Annotated in this window: 19 protein-coding genes; 8 read left to right on the top strand and 11 right to left on the bottom strand. The window is 71.5% G+C overall.

Annotated elements, in window-relative coordinates:
- Positions 1-106: 106 nt before the first annotated feature.
- From ABT340_RS14470 to ABT340_RS14480, 3 genes are all read right to left on the bottom strand, one after another.
- The gene (locus tag ABT340_RS14470) at positions 107-769 is read right to left on the bottom strand and encodes a DUF998 domain-containing protein (RefSeq protein ID WP_352011187.1); all 663 of its coding nucleotides are present in this window, start codon (positions 767-769) and stop codon (positions 107-109) included.
- 222 nt (positions 770-991) lie between these two features.
- Positions 992-1213, bottom strand: a complete 222-nt coding sequence (locus tag ABT340_RS14475; protein ID WP_352011188.1) for a hypothetical protein — start codon at positions 1211-1213, stop codon at positions 992-994.
- Positions 1214-1382: 169 nt separating this feature from the next.
- Complete coding sequence (locus tag ABT340_RS14480; protein WP_352011189.1) at positions 1383-1829, bottom strand: MarR family winged helix-turn-helix transcriptional regulator; 447 nt, start codon at positions 1827-1829, stop codon at positions 1383-1385.
- Between the two features lie 75 nt (positions 1830-1904).
- Between ABT340_RS14480 and ABT340_RS14485 the strand changes: the two genes are divergently transcribed.
- Positions 1905-2414, top strand: a complete 510-nt coding sequence (locus ABT340_RS14485; protein WP_352011190.1) for a VOC family protein — start codon at positions 1905-1907, stop codon at positions 2412-2414.
- Positions 2415-2627: 213 nt separating this feature from the next.
- Here the strand turns inward: ABT340_RS14485 and ABT340_RS14490 are convergent, their stop codons facing one another.
- Positions 2628-3059: an RrF2 family transcriptional regulator gene (locus tag ABT340_RS14490; protein WP_352011191.1), complete on the bottom strand. Its 432-nt coding sequence runs from the start codon at positions 3057-3059 to the stop codon at positions 2628-2630.
- 169 nt (positions 3060-3228) lie between these two features.
- Between ABT340_RS14490 and ABT340_RS14495 the strand changes: the two genes are divergently transcribed.
- Positions 3229-3990, top strand: a complete 762-nt coding sequence (locus ABT340_RS14495; RefSeq protein ID WP_352011192.1) for an ankyrin repeat domain-containing protein — start codon at positions 3229-3231, stop codon at positions 3988-3990.
- A 266-nt stretch (positions 3991-4256) separates the two neighbouring features.
- Here the strand turns inward: ABT340_RS14495 and ABT340_RS14500 are convergent, their stop codons facing one another.
- The 6 genes from ABT340_RS14500 to ABT340_RS14525 all read right to left on the bottom strand — a co-directional run bounded on the left by ABT340_RS14500 (position 4257) and on the right by ABT340_RS14525 (position 9825).
- Entirely contained in the window at positions 4257-4742 is a 486-nt protein-coding gene (locus ABT340_RS14500; RefSeq protein ID WP_352011193.1) for a hypothetical protein, read from the bottom strand.
- A 243-nt stretch (positions 4743-4985) separates the two neighbouring features.
- Positions 4986-5879, bottom strand: coding sequence for a bifunctional 5,10-methylenetetrahydrofolate dehydrogenase/5,10-methenyltetrahydrofolate cyclohydrolase (locus ABT340_RS14505; protein ID WP_352011194.1), 894 nt, complete (start codon positions 5877-5879; stop codon positions 4986-4988).
- A complete protein-coding gene (locus ABT340_RS14510; protein WP_352011195.1) occupies positions 5876-6496 on the bottom strand; it encodes a cyclodeaminase/cyclohydrolase family protein in 621 nt (206 codons plus the stop codon). Before ABT340_RS14510 ends, ABT340_RS14505 begins: the two co-directional genes overlap by 4 nt.
- 69 nt (positions 6497-6565) lie before the next feature.
- Positions 6566-7519 (bottom strand): DMT family transporter, encoded by a 954-nt coding sequence (locus ABT340_RS14515; RefSeq protein ID WP_352011196.1) that lies wholly within the window; start codon positions 7517-7519, stop codon positions 6566-6568.
- A 50-nt stretch (positions 7520-7569) separates the two neighbouring features.
- Positions 7570-8541: an asparaginase gene (locus ABT340_RS14520; RefSeq protein WP_352011197.1), complete on the bottom strand. Its 972-nt coding sequence runs from the start codon at positions 8539-8541 to the stop codon at positions 7570-7572.
- 90 nt (positions 8542-8631) lie between these two features.
- Positions 8632-9825 (bottom strand): cytochrome P450, encoded by a 1194-nt coding sequence (locus ABT340_RS14525; protein ID WP_352011198.1) that lies wholly within the window; start codon positions 9823-9825, stop codon positions 8632-8634.
- A 220-nt stretch (positions 9826-10045) separates the two neighbouring features.
- Here ABT340_RS14525 and ABT340_RS14530 point away from each other — a divergent pair, with 220 nt between their 5' ends.
- The 3 genes from ABT340_RS14530 to ABT340_RS14540 all read left to right on the top strand — a co-directional run bounded on the left by ABT340_RS14530 (position 10046) and on the right by ABT340_RS14540 (position 11924).
- Positions 10046-10675, top strand: a complete 630-nt coding sequence (locus tag ABT340_RS14530; protein ID WP_352011199.1) for a TetR/AcrR family transcriptional regulator — start codon at positions 10046-10048, stop codon at positions 10673-10675.
- 290 nt (positions 10676-10965) lie between these two features.
- Entirely contained in the window at positions 10966-11619 is a 654-nt protein-coding gene (locus tag ABT340_RS14535) for an RNA polymerase sigma factor (RefSeq protein ID WP_352011200.1), read from the top strand.
- A 41-nt stretch (positions 11620-11660) separates the two neighbouring features.
- On the top strand, positions 11661-11924 hold the full coding sequence (locus ABT340_RS14540) for an anti-sigma factor family protein (protein ID WP_352011201.1): 264 nt from the start codon (positions 11661-11663) through the stop codon (positions 11922-11924).
- Here ABT340_RS14540 and ABT340_RS14545 read toward each other — a convergent pair.
- Entirely contained in the window at positions 11865-12209 is a 345-nt protein-coding gene (locus ABT340_RS14545; RefSeq protein WP_352011202.1) for a zf-HC2 domain-containing protein, read from the bottom strand. The two genes, ABT340_RS14540 and ABT340_RS14545, sit on opposite strands and share 60 nt — an antisense overlap.
- A 133-nt stretch (positions 12210-12342) precedes the next feature.
- Between ABT340_RS14545 and egtA the strand changes: the two genes are divergently transcribed.
- The 3 genes from egtA to egtC are packed head-to-tail and all read left to right on the top strand — an operon-like array spanning position 12343 to position 15587.
- A complete protein-coding gene (gene egtA / locus ABT340_RS14550) occupies positions 12343-13569 on the top strand; it encodes an ergothioneine biosynthesis glutamate--cysteine ligase EgtA (RefSeq protein ID WP_352011203.1) in 1227 nt (408 codons plus the stop codon).
- Positions 13566-14876 (top strand): ergothioneine biosynthesis protein EgtB, encoded by a 1311-nt coding sequence (egtB, locus tag ABT340_RS14555; protein ID WP_352011204.1) that lies wholly within the window; start codon positions 13566-13568, stop codon positions 14874-14876. The genes egtA and egtB overlap by 4 nt, the downstream gene beginning before the upstream one ends.
- Complete coding sequence (gene egtC, locus ABT340_RS14560) at positions 14877-15587, top strand: ergothioneine biosynthesis protein EgtC (RefSeq protein ID WP_352011205.1); 711 nt, start codon at positions 14877-14879, stop codon at positions 15585-15587.
- The last annotated feature ends 1 nt before the right edge of the window (position 15588 follow it).

Genomic DNA, 15588 nt, shown 5'->3' on the forward strand with positions numbered 1-15588 from the left:
GGGGCTCCGGACGACCTCTAGATCGCCGACGAGGATAGCACTGACAAGCCTGTGTATTCGTATCCTATTTGTGACATGTCATGAATTAGTAAAGCAAAGTGACAAGTCAGCCGAGCGCGGCCTGGGACGCGCGGGCGGTCCTCCCGGCCCGGCTCAGGTGCGCCAGCCGTACGGCGAGCACCGCGACCAGGGCGATCTCGGCGGTGAGCAGCACCCACTCGGCCAGCCCGATGAAGACGCGGTCGCCGGGGAGCGCCACGTAGGTGACCGCGACCAGCCCGAAACCGCAGGCCAGCGCCAGCCACTCGACCGGCCTGGCCACCGCCTTCCACCGCTCGTCCTCCCCGAGGCGCGTGACCATCAGCGCGCCCGCGACGGGCAACGCGACGAACGCCACCGCCGAGGCGTAGCCGTGCACCTGGTCCCGCATCCAGTCGTCCAGGGCTCCCGCCGAGCCGGGAACGCCCGCGGGCACGAACGCCATGACGGTCAGGGCACCGCTCCACACCGCGAGCAGGCGTTCGACCGCCGTCCCCAGCGGGGCCCTGGCCGCCCGCAGTCCCGCGACCAGCGCGAGGGAGGCGACCGCCAGTGAGATCATGGCCAGCTCGGTCGTCCCGTTGCCCTCGACCGCGGCGTACTCGCCGATCGTCAGGGCGAACGGGTCGGAGTGGGTGGTCGCGACGACCTGTCCCACGACCATGGACCCGACGGCCACCGCGATTCCGGCGCAGGCGACCAGCGGGTAGAGCCTTCTCAACGCGAGCATGCCCCAAGACTGTCCCGGAAGGGGCCCCTGACACATCCGGCGCCGCCCCTGATCCGACCCTGAGCCGCCCCTGATCCCGGCTCGTTGTGCACAGGCTGTGGACAACCGCCCCGCACACCCTGTGGAAACCCCGTGCCAGCTGGGGAAAGTCATCCACAGGCCTGTGGACGGAAAGGCCGCCCCGTGCCGCCTGTGGGCGGAGGCGGGACGGCCCACCCTGGTCTACAGCCCGGACGGGTCCCGGCCGACGCTGATCTCCTCCGCGATCCTGCGGATGCCGTGGTCGTCCATCCCCGGCACCCCGGCGAGCCTGCCGCGCAGGACGGCGATCACCTGGGAGACGTCGGCCCCCGCGTACCGGACCGCCACCTCGTGGACGGTTCCGAAGAGCGCGCGGTTCGCCTCGTGCTCACCGTTCGCCCGCCTCAGAGAACTCTCCGCCATCTCCGCATCCCCCTGTTGAGCCGATCGGTCGGGGGAAACGGTACGACGGACGGCCCCGGGACGGGGACGGACCCGGCTGGATTCTCCTTCTGTTCCCCGCCCCTTCCAGCGCCTCGACCGGGCCGGGCCGTACGGCACGGCGGGCGTGTCGCCGGACCGGCGAGGGGGTTCACCCCCGGTCGTCGAGCACCGCGGAGCAGATCTCCATGAGCCGCTTGACCTGCTCGGAGTCGACCCGGTCGAACAGCACGCGCCGTACGGCCTCGACGTGGCCGGGGGCGGCGGCGGTGAGCGCGGCGAACCCCTCGTCGGTGAGCTCGGCCCAGCTGACACGGCGGTCGGCGGCGCAGGGCACGCGCCGTACCCAGCCCCTCTCCTCAAGACGGGACACCGCGTGTGAGAGCCTGCTCTGCGAGGAGTTGAGCTCGGTGGCCAGATCGCTCATCCGCATCCTGCGATCCTTCGCCTCGGACAACTTCACCAGGATGATGTAGTAGGTGTGCGGCATACTTGAGTCGCGTTGCAGCTGGCGGTCCAGTTCCTCGTGGATGAACTGTGAGGCCCCCATGAAAGCGCGCCACGCGCGTTGCTCTTCGTCGTCAAGCCATCTGGTCACGAGGCCCACTTTACTTGAACTTTCAAGCATACGGGGATAGTGTACTTGAGAGTTAAAGTTTTTCGGGGAGGAAACATGCCGGTCCAGCGGCTCAACCACGCCGTCCTGTTCGTTCGCGACGTCGAGCGCAGCGTCGCCTTCTACCGGGAGGCCCTCGACTTCCGGGTCGTCATGGGCGGCCAGGGCTCGGCGTTCCTGCAGGCCCCCGGATCGAGCAACGACCACGACCTCGGCCTGTTCGAGATCGGCGCCCAGGCGGGCCCCTCCGGCGCCGGGCGGACGACCGTCGGGCTCTACCACCTCGCCTGGGAGGTCGACACCCTCCAGGAGCTTGAGCGCATCGCGGTCAAGCTCACCGAGATGAGCTCCCTCGTGGGCGCCTCCGACCACTCGACCACCAAGGCCCTGTACGCCAAGGACCCCGACGGGATCGAGTTCGAGGTGTCCTGGCTCGTGCCCGCCGACCTGATCACCGAGGAGACGATGCAGGGCCGCAGCCACATCAGGCCCCTCGACCTCGCCAGGGAGAAGGAGCGCTACGGCGCGCAGACCCGGGGCGGCCTCGGGGTCTCCATCCCCGTCTGAGACACGGAGGGCCCGGCCGTCCCCAGGGGATCCGGCCGCCGGCGCCCGGGACCCGACCGCCCTCCGGAGACCCGGCCACCCGCCGTGGTCCGGCCGGACCTTCAGAGGGCCCGGCCGACGTCCGGGGCCGGGTTCCGGCGCTGCCGGCATGCCCCGGTCCGTCAGGGAACCCGGCACGGAAAGCGCGGTGACGGCGCGCCCGGCACCCGTCCCTCAGGCCGTCTGCCGCCGCGGGACCTCGGCCCCCTGGGACTCCAGGAGGGTGGCGAGGCTGACGCTGTCCACGACGGCGCCGATGGAGGCCTCGACGTCCAGCCAGACGGCGCGCAGCGGCACCGCCTCGCCGAAGTAGACGACGTCGGCCGTCGAGAAGCCCCGCACCGAGGTGAAGCCGCCGCCGACCGCCCGCAGGATGTCGCCGACGAAGACGGCCTCCGCCCTCCTGGCCAGCGTGAACCCACCCTCGTTGCCCCGCTGGGCGAAGACGAGGTTGGCCCGCCGCAGGTCGGTCAGGATGCCCCTCAGGAAGCTCGGCGGGATCTTCTGAGCCCGGGCCAGCGTCTCCGCGGTGACCGAGGCCGGGTCATGGGCCGCGATCACCAGCATCGCGCGTATGGCGTAGTCACTGCGGGCCGTGACATGCATCCGAAGATCCTCCCGATGACGTGAACCGATGATCGGCGACCTCTGGGCGGGGCTCAATAAATCTACTATCTCTATGGGTTAACCATGAATTATCGCCACAGTCAGAAATGGAGATCATCACCGGGAAAACCCATAGATCACGGACACTTCGCCACGCACAATGAACCGCATGACAGGGGAGCGACTGGTGACGGCCGCGGCGACCGGGGACGCCGAGACGGTCGGGCGGCTACTCGACGACGGCCTGGCCCCGGACACACCCGATCCGTACGGCTCCACGGCCCTCTACCGCGCCGCCGTACACGGGGACGCGGGCATCACGCGGCGGCTCCTGGCGGCCGGAGCCGACCCCGGCCTTGAGAGCGGGGGCGAGCACGAGGGGCTCCCGCTGTGCGCCGCCGCGTCCTGGGGACACGCCGAGACGGTGACCGCGCTGCTCGACGGCGGCGCCGACCCCGACCAGCGGGAGCACGCCGAGGAGAACGCGATGACGGCCCTGCACTGGGCCGTGGCCGGTGGGCACCTGGCCGTCGTCGAGGCCCTGCTCGCCCGGGGCGCCGATTCCGCCGTCCGCGACTCCGCGGGCGGCACCGCCCTCTGCCGTGCCGTGACGTACGGCGCGGCGGCCGTCGTCAGGGCGCTGCTCGACGGCGGCGCCGATCCGGAGCTGCCCGACGGTCAGGGGCGGCGCCCGGTCGAACTCGCCGAACTGCGCGCCGGGCACGACGTCGAGGCCGAGGCCCTCGCGCGGGCCACGGAACACGCCCCTCCCGGGGCGCGGATCACCGTCCGCCGGGAGGGGGCCGAGGGAGGGGACGCGTTGCTCGTGGTCGAGGTGCGCGACGCCACCGGCGCCCCGCGCTCGGAGTCACGCACGGGCACCGGCCAGGCCGAGATCCTCGACCTCCTGCGAACCCGTACGACCTCATGACCCGCCGGCCGTACGGGCTCATCCCGGCGAAGAACGCGAGCGGCTCCGGCGGGACATCGGGTGGTCAGCGGTTCGGCCGCGCCGCGCGCCGGGCGTCTCGTCTCACGCACCGTTCACGCGCCATGAGGATCCTGACGGTGCGGGCGGAGTCCACCGCCCTGGTGAACCCCGCCCGCACCACCGCTCAGGGAACACAGACGGTCACGACCGCCACGCCGGACCGCCCTGCGTCCGGTCGCTTCCGCCCTGCGAGGAGACCGGCAGATCTAGGGGCATTCGCCGCCCCACCGCTGGTCGGACAGGATTTGGTAGAGGGATGAGCGCAAATACACCCACGACCCCTGGTTGAGGGTCGTCCCCACGTTGAAGTGCAGGCACTTGGTCTTCCCCGCGTGTTCGAAGTAGTAGTGGTCGAGTCCGCGCTTCGCGTTTCCGTTGTTGACGACGTAGTAGGACGTGTTCGCTTTCAATCCGTAGTGGCTCAGCGTGCCGTAGGACGAGTCGACCATGTCGTTGTCCGCCAGGCTGCCCTCATAGAGGCAGACCTGCCCGGAAAGGCAATCAGCCAGGTTGTCTCCGGCCAGTGCGGTGCCCTGCGTGACCGTGAGCGCGAGTACTCCCGCCACGAGGGTGACGAACGCGACGCGGAAAGGTCCGGCACCGAAGGGCCTGCGCCCCGACCGGATTCCGGATTCGACGTTCACGGCCGCGGCGCCCGTCGTCGGCGCGTCCACGATGGTTGGTTTTCTCATCAGGATGTCTCCTGTCGGTCGCCTGGAAAGGTCGGCCCGCCGAGCGGATAACGGCAGGCAGGGGCCAGTGTCAGCGGCCGACGGATTGTCTGGAACCCCGATTCGCCACCTGGACAAAACCAATCGCGGTACTGACGGGCGCGGAGTCGGCCCATTCCACCGGGCCCGGGATCGTCACCCGGTTCCGGCCTGAACGGGGGCACGCGCGTCGACGGCCGTCACTTGGTGTGAGGGCCGAAGGAGTCACCGGCCTTCGGTCAGGGTCTCCGCGGCCTGGACCGTGTGGGCCAGCAGGAGGGCGGTGGTCACCGGTCCCACGCCTCCCGGCACGGGTGTCAGCGCCGAGGCCCTGGTCGCCACGGCGGGGTCGACGTCGCCCGCGAGGCCGCCGTCCTCGGTCTGGTTCGTGCCCACGTCCACGACCACCGCGCCGGGCCGTACGTGGTCGGGGGTGACGAGCCCGATCCGGCCGACGGCCGCGACCAGGACGTCGGCCGCCGAGGTGACCGCGGCCAGGTCGGCGGTCCGCGAGTGGCACACGGTCACCGTGGCGTCGCGGTCGAGCAGCAGGTGGGCGGCGGGCTTGCCGACCACCGTCGAGCGGCCGACCACGACCGCGTGCCGGCCCGCGAGCGGGACGCCGTGGTGGTCGAGGAGCCTGACCACCGCCTCGGCGGTCGCGGGTGCGAAGGCGGGCAGTCCGGCGGCCAGGCGGCCGAGGGAGAGCGGGTTGGCGCCGTCGACGTCCTTGGCGGGGACGATGGCCGAGGCCAGGTCCTCCAGTTTCGTCCCCTTCGGCAGCGGGGTCTGCAGGATGATCCCGCTCACCCACTCGTCGGCGCTCAGCGCCTCAAGACGGTCGCGGATCTCGCCCGCCCCGGCCCTCGGACCGAGATCGGCGACCTCGCACTCGATGCCCACCTTGCGTGCGGCGTTCACGATGGAGCGCACGTACCAGGCGCTGGCCTCGTCGTCGGTGGCCGTGACGACGGCCAGGCGCGCCGGGCGTCCCCGGGCGGCGAGGGCCGCCGCCCGCTCCGTCGCGTCGGTCCGGATGGCCGTGGCGAGCCCCCGCCCGGACAGTTCCCGCGCCGAACCCGCCGAACTCCCCGCACCCGACAGACCCTCAGTACTCATCGGCTGATCTCCTCGCGGACGGTCGCGGTCACCCGGTCGGCGTCGGCGGCCAGGGCGTCGACCCCGGCGATCCTTCCGGCCAGTTCGGCGCGGACCGCCTCGTCCCGGATGCCCCCGAGGTTGATCTCGACGTTGACCCTGGCCGTGGTCGCGGCGGCCCTGGCCGCCTCGGCGGCGGCGGCCACGTCGGTGATGACGTTGCGGTTGCCGACGGGCAGCAGTTCCCCGGCCAGCTCGACCAGGCGGCGCGCGACGTCCACGGTCTCCGCGGGTGGCCCGGCCGCGGCGGCCAGCGCTCCGGCGATCGCCGCCGAGCGGGCCGTACGCTCCTGGTCGGTCTCCTTCGGCAGCCGGTAGGCGTCGGTGACCGCGGTGAACGCCGCCGCGTCCTCCTCGGCGAGTTCGAGCGCGCGTTCCCGCAGCGTGTCGGCCTCCGTCAGGATCCGCCCGATCAGCCGCTCGTGCCCGGCCTGCTTGGGGCCGTCGCTGTAGCGGGCGACCATGCCCAGCAGAGCGGCCGCCTGCGCGGCGTGCAGGGCCGCGCAGGCTCCCCCGCCGGGGGCGGGCACCCGGGCCGCCAGGCTCCGCAGAAAGTCACCGATCGTCTGGTCTCGCATCCGCGCCTCCCGAGTCACCCGGGGCGGGTGCGCCCCCCGTCCCCGTGGATCACGCAACGGGCTGACACGTTACCGGGACCGTACCGCCCGCACCGAGGACGGGGTGGTGGCACGCGGGCCGCCTCGGGAGACGGCGACGCCCGCCAGGCACAGCAGGCCGCCGACCAGGGTCAGCCAGCCGGGCACCTCGCCGAGCACCGCCCAGGCCATCAGGACCACCAGGGCGGGGACGATGTAGGTGGTCGCGCCCATCTTCCCCGCGGTGGTGCGGGCCAGCGCGTAGGCCCAGGTGGTGAAGGCCAGGGCCGTCGGGAAGACGCCCAGGTAGACGACGTTCAGCGTGGCGGCCGGTGGGGCGGCGGCGACCTGCTCGACCAGCTGCCCGGCGAACGGCAGGCAGACCACGGTGCCGACGAGACAGCCGAAGGTGGTGACCTGAATGGCGGAGCCGTGCCTGAGGGCCGGCTTCTGGCAGACCACCCCGGCGGCGTACGTCACGGCGGCGAGCAGGCACAGCAGGACGCCCAGGATCGAGGCGCGGCCCGCGCCCGACATGGAGACCCCGACCACGGCGGCCCCCGCGAAGGAGACCGCCATCCCGGCCAGCAGACGGCGCGGGAAGCCCTCCCGCAGCATCCAGCCGCCGAGGAGCGCGATCAGGATGGGGCCGATGTTGACGAGCATGGCCGCGGTTCCGGCGTCCACCTCGTGCTCGCCCCAGTTCAGGGCGACCATGTAGAGGCCGAACCACAGCACGCCCGAGCCCAGGATGCCGGGCCAGGCACCCCGGGACGGCAGTCCCCCGCCGCGCGCAAGCCAGATGACGAGGAGTACGGCCGAGCCCGCGAGCAGGCGACCGAGGGCCAGGGCTCCGGGGCCGAAGTACTGGGCGGCGTCGCGGATGGCGACGAAGGCGGAGGCCCACAGCAGTACGGTGACCCCCGCCGCGGCCAGTGCCCGGCGGTCGATCCGGTCGTCCGATGTAGTGATCTGCCCCGTACCCGAACCAGCGGTCTGTTCCATACCCGAACCCTAGGATGTGGACATTTCACTCCACATCTAAGTTTCCCTGCTCAAAGTCTGGCGAACCAGTCGCGCACCGCGTCGACGCCGCCCGTTCCGAGGGCGACCATCAGCGCGACGCGCGCCTTGGCCGGGCTGAGGCCGTACGCGCCGACCGCGCCCACCTTGGCGGCCAGGACGGCGCCCAGGCCCAGTTCGTCGAGGGGCGCCCTGCGGGTGCGGGCGCGGGAGGTGACGACCACCGGGATGCCCCACCCGGTCAGCTCGTCGATCGCGGTGAGCAAACTGACCGGTATGTTCCCCGCACCGGTTCCCTCGATCACGACTCCCCTGACGCCCGCGTCCACGAGGGCGGTGAGCGCCGCGGTGTCCATGCCCGGGTAGGTCTTGACCAGGGCGACGTCCGTCTCCGGGTCGCCCGCGACCGTCGGCGGCCTGCCCGGCGGGACCGTGGAGATCACGGCCCGTCCCCCGTGCACGTGGCCGAGCACCGGTTCGGGGGCGGAGGACATGGCGCACACGCCCGTCGCGTCGGTCATGGTGACCCAGCGGGCGGCGTGCAGTTCGTCGTTGACGCACACGACGGCGCCCACGCCGCACAATGCCGGGTCGGCCGCGGCGGCCAGGGAGGAGGCCAGGTTGCGCGGGCCGTCCGGCGACAGGGCGTCGAAGGGTCGCGTCGCGCCGGTCAGGACGATCGCGCCGTGGTGCGCGGCCCGCCCGGCGAGCAGGTCGGTGAGGAAGGCCGTCTCCTCGACGGTGTCGAGACCGTGAGTGATCACGACACCGTCGAAGCCCCGGTCGAGAACGGCCTCCCGTGCCTTGCGGGCGAGCAGCAGCATGGTCGAGGGGGACATGTCCCAGCTCGGCTCCGCCTGGACGTCCTCGGCCACAACCTCGGCCGTGAGCGTGCCGGGCGGCAGTGTTTCGAGGAGCCGCGCGCCCGAGGCCACCCCTGGGCTGCGGGGATCGGTCGAGTAGGCGATGGTGTCGCCGGTCGCCAGCAGCAGCACACGCCCCACCGCACGGTCCCTTCGGTTCTCCGAACTGTCCACAGCCTTTATAGCCCATAGATAACCCCATATGGGGTTATCTATGGGGTCATTCGGTTTCTACCAGGCGACCGGCAGCCGGTGCACGCCGTAGATGGCCATGTCGGAGCGCATCGGCACCTCCTCGGCCGGTACGGCGAGGCGCAGGCCGGGCAGCCGTTCGAGCAGGGCCGGGATGGCGATGCGCATCTCGTTGCGGGCGAGCTGCTGGCCCAGGCACTGGTGGATGCCGTGGCCGAAGGACAGGTGTCCGCCCGACTGCCGGAAGACGTCGAAGTCGTCCGGCCGCTCGAAGCGCTCGGGGTCGCGGTTGGCCGCGGGCAGCGAGACCGTCACCGTCTCACCGGCCCTGATCGTCTGCCCCTCGATCTCCACGTCCTCGACGGCGCCCCTGACCGTGAAGTCGATGATGCTCAGATAGCGCAGCAGTTCCTCGGCGGCCCCCGCCGCCAGGGAGGGGTCGGCACGCAGCGCCGCCAGCTGCGGGGGGTTGCACAGCAGCGTGTAGGTACCGAGCGCGATCATGTTCGCCGTCGTCTCGTGCCCGGCGACCAGCAGGAGCAGGGCGATCCCGGTGATCTCGTCGTCCGTCAGCTCGTCGCTTTCCGCCAGGCCGCCGAGCAGGTCGTCGGTCGGCTTCGCGCGCTTGCTGAGCACCAGTTCGTGCAGGAAGGTCAGCAGGTCGGTCACCGCCGCCAGCTTGCTCTCCTTCGACTCCTCCCGGCTGACGATCACCGCCGAGTCGTGCTGGAAGCGGTCGTGGTCGGTGTAGGGGACACCGAGCAGCTCGCAGATCACCAGCGAGGGGATGGGCAGCGCGAACGCGCTCACCAGGTCGGCGGGCGCCCCCTGACGCTCCATCTCGTCCAGCCGCGCGGCGACGATCTTCTCGATCCTCGGTTCGAGCTGCCGCATCCTGCGCACGGTGAACTGGCCGGTCAGCAGCCGCCGCAGGCGGGTGTGGTCCGGCGGGTCCATCCGCAGGAAGAAACCGGCGGGCATCGGAAGCTGCCGCTGTTCGACCATGTGCGGCAGCGCCGGGTGCTGGGCCTCGACCCGGCTGCTGAAGCGGTTGTCGGCCAGGATCGCGCGGACGGCCGAGTGGCTCGTCGCCAGCCAGCCGATGTGGCCGTCGGCGTAGGTCATGCGGCGGATCGGGGCCTCCTGGCGCCAGACAGCCAGCTCAGGAGGTGGATCGAAGGTGTCGTGACGAGCCACGGAGAGGGTCACGGGGCCGAGATCGGCTTTGTGCACAGCGTGCTCCTTCGAAGTGGGACGCGCATGTTCGCCTCCACAAAACCTCACTGAGAGAAAAATTGCAACCCATGAAGATAAGCGTTCGATGCAGTATTTTTTCACCCGGCGTCGTCCGCCCCGGGACCGGTGGGACGCCTGACCATTGCGCACACAGGTTTGACCACCCCAAAACCGGCGCTTAGCTACGTCCACCTGCGACAACGACTTGAATCGAACCATGACTTCTGCGGATGAGCAGCAGAGCGAGGCGGTCATAGAGTTCGCGACCCGGCTTTTCGCCGCGTTCGGGTATGACGGCACCACCCTGCAGGGACTGGCAGAGGCCATGGGCTTCGACCTCGAATGGCTGCACGAGACGTTCGGCGACAAACGCGCGCTCTACCTCGCCGTCATCGAGCGGACGAGCCGGGCCCAGCGGAGCGTCGTCGAGGGGGCGCTGGCGTCGTTGCCCGCCCGCGACGCCGCCGGGGTCGCCGAGGCCATGCACGCCCTCGTGGACGACTACCTGGAGCTGTGCCTGTCCAACCCGCAGATCCCGGCGCTGTGGATGCACCGCTGGCTCGGCGACGCCGCCGACATCCCCGACCTGGAACAGCGGTACGCCATCCCGATCATCAACCTCACCCGGGACGCGCTGCGCGCCGCCGTCAGGGACGGGCTCATCGAGGGGGACACCGACCTGGACCTGCTGGTGCGGACGCTGGCCTGGAGCATGTACGGCTTCCTGCACGGCGAGGCCCTGGCCCCGCCCGATCCGCCCGATCCGGACAACCCCAGGACGAAGCCCCGCCTGCGGGCCCACCTCCACCAGTTGGTCGACCGCATGCTGCGGCTCCCCGAATCCTGAGAACGTTTCACCAACGGACGGGAAATTTCAGGAACGTCCCGAAATAACGGTGTAACACCTGGGCGTGCCGGGGAACCGTACAGCCTGGACCGCACCCTCTTCGGTGCCTTCTTGCGCGTTCCTCCGGCGCTCCCCCGCGGCCCCCGCGGGGAGGTGTCGGACCGGCCGTGGACGGGAACCCTCATCCTCGCAGTCGGTGGCGCCTCGGGGGCGCCGGACGGTCCAGGCACCTTCTCGTGTCCACGGGCACGAGAGCGGCGTCCCAGACGCCCGACCGCAAGGAGGCGATCGTGGAGTCCTTCACGGGCAGCAGGCTCCCCCCGGATGACGTCGTCGTCGCGGCGCTGCGCGCCGGGGACGAGGCGATGTTCGCGGCCCTGCTGGACACCTGGTCGAGGGGCATGCTCTGGCTCGCCCGCTCCCACGTGTCGACCAACGACTCCGCGGAGGAGGTCGTGCAGGACACCTGGCTGGCGGTGATCAGGGGCATCGACGGCTTCGAGGGTCGCTCCTCCGTGAAGACCTGGGTCTACCGCATCCTGGTCAACACCGCCAGGAAACGGGGGCTGCGCGAGAACCGCACGGTACCGTGGAGCAGCGCCTTCGAACATCGGGAGGAGCCGGTCGCCGACCGGTCGCTCTTCCAGGGGCCCGACGACCCGTTCCCCGGGCACTGGAAGAACGTCCCCTCGGCCTGGTCCACCCCCGAGGGCGAGGTGCTGGCCGCCGAGGTGCGCGACCTGATCGCGGCGGCCCTGGCTGAGCTTCCCCCACGACAGCGCGCCGTCATCACACTTCGCGACGTCGAGGGGTGCACCTCGGAGGAGGTCTGCGAGATCCTGGAGATCTCCGCGGCCAACCAGCGGGTTCTGCTGCACCGCGCCCGCGTGGCGGTGCGCGGACGCCTGGAGGATTATTTCGAGACGGCGAGGCGGTCGGCGTAGTGAAATCGGTTCGGTTCAGAGACGGTAAGGCGTTTCACGTCGTGAAGCGGTTCAGTTGCGACGAGTGGGTCGAGCTCGTCACCTCCTACCTGGAGGGCGGCCTCGACGAGTCCACCCGGCACGTGTTCGAGGAGCACCTCGCCGCCTGCGAGTGTTGCGGACACTACCTGCACCAGTTCCGCGTGACGGTCACCGCTCTGGGCGCCCTGCGACCCGAGCCGCTGCCAGGTCAGGCGCGTGAGCGGCTACTGGCCGCCTTCCGCGACCGGCGGGACTCCAGGGTCGAGGAGCCGCGGAGCTCCTGAGGACGGCACCGGGAAGAGCCGCCCCCGCGACGGGCCCTGCGACGGGCTTTCGGGTGGGCCGAAGACGTCGCACAACCGGGTGAGCACCTCCTGCGGGATGTCCTCCCCGCCGAAGGCCCGCAGCACCTCGACCGTCACCCGGACCCGCTCAAGAAGGTCCGGGCACAGAGCGCATCCGGCCAGGTGCTCCTCGAAGCGCCGCCGCGTCCCGGCGGGCAGGGCCTCCTCCAGATAGGCCGTGACGAGGCCCCCGGCCTCCCGGCAGCCCAGGCTCGCCCGTCTCATCGCAGCCCCCCGTTCCATACGGGACAGTCCCCCGGGGCCGTCGAACCGTTACACACACCCCGAAAGTCCCCCTGTAACGCCTGCACGCCTCACGGGTCTATAGACCGTACACATCAGGCGAAAAGGGGGGACGATGGCCAGTCTTGTGGCCGAGGACACGCCGATCCGGAATGCCTCCGATGTGGAGGCATTCGCGCAGGACTGCTTCCTCGGCGCCGCCGGGGACGAGGTGGGGGTCGAGCTGGAGTTCCTGGTCTTCGACCGTACGGCCACCGGCGACCAGGTTCCACTGGACAGGACAGCCGACGTTCTGCCGTCGATGGACGGCGGAAGCCGGGTGACGTTCGAGCCCGGCGGGCAGCTCGAACTGTCGGGACCCGCGGGCCCGCTGCCCGAGGCGATCGCCCGGATGCGCGCCGACGTCGACGCGACCCGCCGGGCGCTGAACAGGACCGGTCTGGCCCTGGCCGGGGTCGGTCTCGACCCCGTACGGCCCGCCAGACGGCAGTTACACCTGCCCCGCTACGACGCGATGGCCGAGTTCCTCGGCCTGCCGTACGGGGCGTTGATGATGTGCTCGACCGCGTCGATCCAGGTCAACCTCGACCTGGGCGACAGACCCTCGGCGCGCTGGGAACGCGCCCACCGGCTCGGCCCCGTCCTCCTGGCCGCCTTCGCCAACTCCTCGCTGCGCGAGGGACGGCCGTGCGGGTGGATGTCCGGCCGTCAGGAGGTGTGGGAGAACCTCGACCGCACCAGGACCGCCCCCGTCCAGACCACCGGCGACCCCGTCGCCGACTGGGCCGCCTACCTCCTCGACGCCCGGCTGATGCTGGTGCGCGAGGACGACGACCACTACCGCACGATCCGCGACGGCTCGACCTTCCGCGACTGGCTCGACGCGCCCGTGCCCCCGCCGACCCTGGCCGACCTGGCCTACCACGCCACGACGATCTTCCCTCCGGTACGGCCCCGCGGCTGGCTGGAGATCCGCTACCTCGACGCCCAGCACCCGGCGAACTGGCCGGTGTGCGTGGCCGTCACCCACGCCCTGGTGATGGACGACCGGGCGGCCGACACGGCGCTGGCGGCGGCGGAGCCGTACGCGGGGATGTGGCGTGAGGCGGCCCGCTGCGGCCTCACCGACCCCCGGCTGCGCCAGGCGGCCGAGGAGTGCTTCCGCGCCGCCTGCGAGGCGCTGCCCAGGCTCGGTGTGGACGGCGCGCTGGCCGCTCAGGTGGCCGCCTACACCGACCGCCACGTGACGACCGGGCGGCCCCCCGCCCTGGACCTGCTGGACATGGCCGCAGAACCGGGACCGCGCCTGTCGGCCTGGTTGACCGAGGAAGGACAGGCATGAACGACTTCAAGGAGCGCATCGCCGCCGAACTGACCGCGGTGCGCGGCCGGTCGCTGGCCTACACCGACGCCGAGGACGACCTGCTGGTCAGGCAGCACTCACCGCTGATGTCGCCGCTGGTGTGGGACCTGGCGCACGTCGGCAACTACGAGGAGCTGTGGGTGCTGCGGGAGGCCGGGGGCATCACCCCGCTGCGCCCCGAGATCGACGACCTGTACGACGCGTTCAAACACCCCAGGAAGAACCGGCCGAGCCTGCCCATCCTGGGACCCGCCGAGGCGCGGCGCTACATCGAGGGGGTACGGGGGCGGGTGCTCGACGTCCTTGACCGGCTCGACCCGGAGAGCCCCGACCCGCTGCACCGGGACGCCTTCGTCTTCGGCCTGGTGATCCAGCACGAGCACCAGCACGACGAGACCATGCTCGCCACCTGGCAGCTCTCCGGGACCGCGGGCCTGATCCGCGACGGCGAACTGCCGTCCGGCAAGCACTACGGCCCCGAGGAGGTGTTCGTGCCCGCCGGGCCGTTCACGATGGGGACGGACACGTTGCCGTGGGCCTACGACAACGAGCGTTCCGCGCACCGGGTCGACCTGCCCGCCTACTGGATCGACCGGCTGCCGGTCGGCAACCGCGCCTACGCCGACTTCGTCGAGGACGGCGGCTACGACGACCCGCGCTGGTGGAACCCCCAGGGGTGGGCCTGGCGGCGGGAGACGGGCGCCTTCGCCCCGCTGTTCTGGACCAGGGACGGCGACACCTGGTGGCGGACCCGGTTCGGCAGGCCGGAACCGGTGCCCATGGACGAGCCCGTACAGCACGTGAGCTGGCACGAGGCCGACGCCTACGCCCGCTGGGCGGGCAAACGGCTGCCGACCGAGGCCGAGTGGGAGAAGGCCTGCGGCTGGAACCCGGAGGCCGAACGGGCCAGGAAGTACCCGTGGGGGGACGACGACCCGGACCCCGGACTGGCCAACCTCGGGCACCGCGCGGCACGTCCCGCCCCCCTCGGCGCCTACCCCGCCGGGGCGAGCTTCTACGGCGTCGAGCAGATGATCGGGGACGTGTGGGAGTGGACCTCCTCGGAGTTCCTGCCCTACCCGGGCTTCCGCAGCTTCCCCTACCGCGAGTACAGCGAGGTCTTCTTCGGCGGCGACTACCGGGTGCTGCGCGGCGGCTCGTGGGCGGCCGACCCGGCCGCGGTCCGCACGACGTTCAGGAACTGGGACCACCCCATCCGCAGGCAGATCTTCACGGGCTTCCGCTGTGCCCGGTCCGTGTCCGCCGAGCGTCTGGAGCACCGATAGATGTGCCGCCACGCCGCCTGGCTCGGCGCTCCCCGGTCCGTCGCCTCACTGGTCAGTGAACCGGAGCACGGCCTGCTGCGGCAGTCCTACGCCCCGCGCATGCAACGCCACGGCCTCATCAACGCCGACGGCTTCGGCATCGGCTGGTACGACGCCGGCCGCGCGGAACCGGTCCGCTACCGCCGTTCGGTCCCCATGTGGGCCGACGCCAACCTGCCCGCCCTGGCCGAGATCGCCCGCTCAAGCTGCCTGCTGGCGGCCGTACGGTCGGCCAGCGAGGGCATGCCGATCGAGGAGAGCGCCACCGCGCCCTTCGCCGACGGGGCGTGGCTGCTCAGCCACAACGGCCGCGTCGCCCGAGGCCCCGTCAGGGAGCTGGCGGGCGACGCGGGAGCGGAGAGCACCTGCGACGCCGCCTGGGTCGCCGCCGCCGTCTTCGTACGGCGCCGCGCCGGCCTCACCCTCGGCGACGCCCTGTCCGAGGTCGTCGTCACCGCCGGGGCCAAGGACCCCGCCGGGCGGCTGAACCTCCTCGCCTGCGACGGCTCCTCCCTCGCCGCGACCACCTGGGGGGACACGCTCTTCCTCAACCTCGAAGACGGCGTGCTCGTGGCGAGCGAACCGCTCGACGACCGGTCCGGCTGGCAGGCCGTACCGGATCGGAGTCTGGTCCTCGCGTCCATCGACGGCGTGCGCGTCCAGCCGCTGTGAC

It is taken from the genome of Streptosporangium sp. NPDC000239, from assembly GCF_040300765.1.
GTDB lineage: Bacteria > Actinomycetota > Actinomycetes > Streptosporangiales > Streptosporangiaceae > Streptosporangium.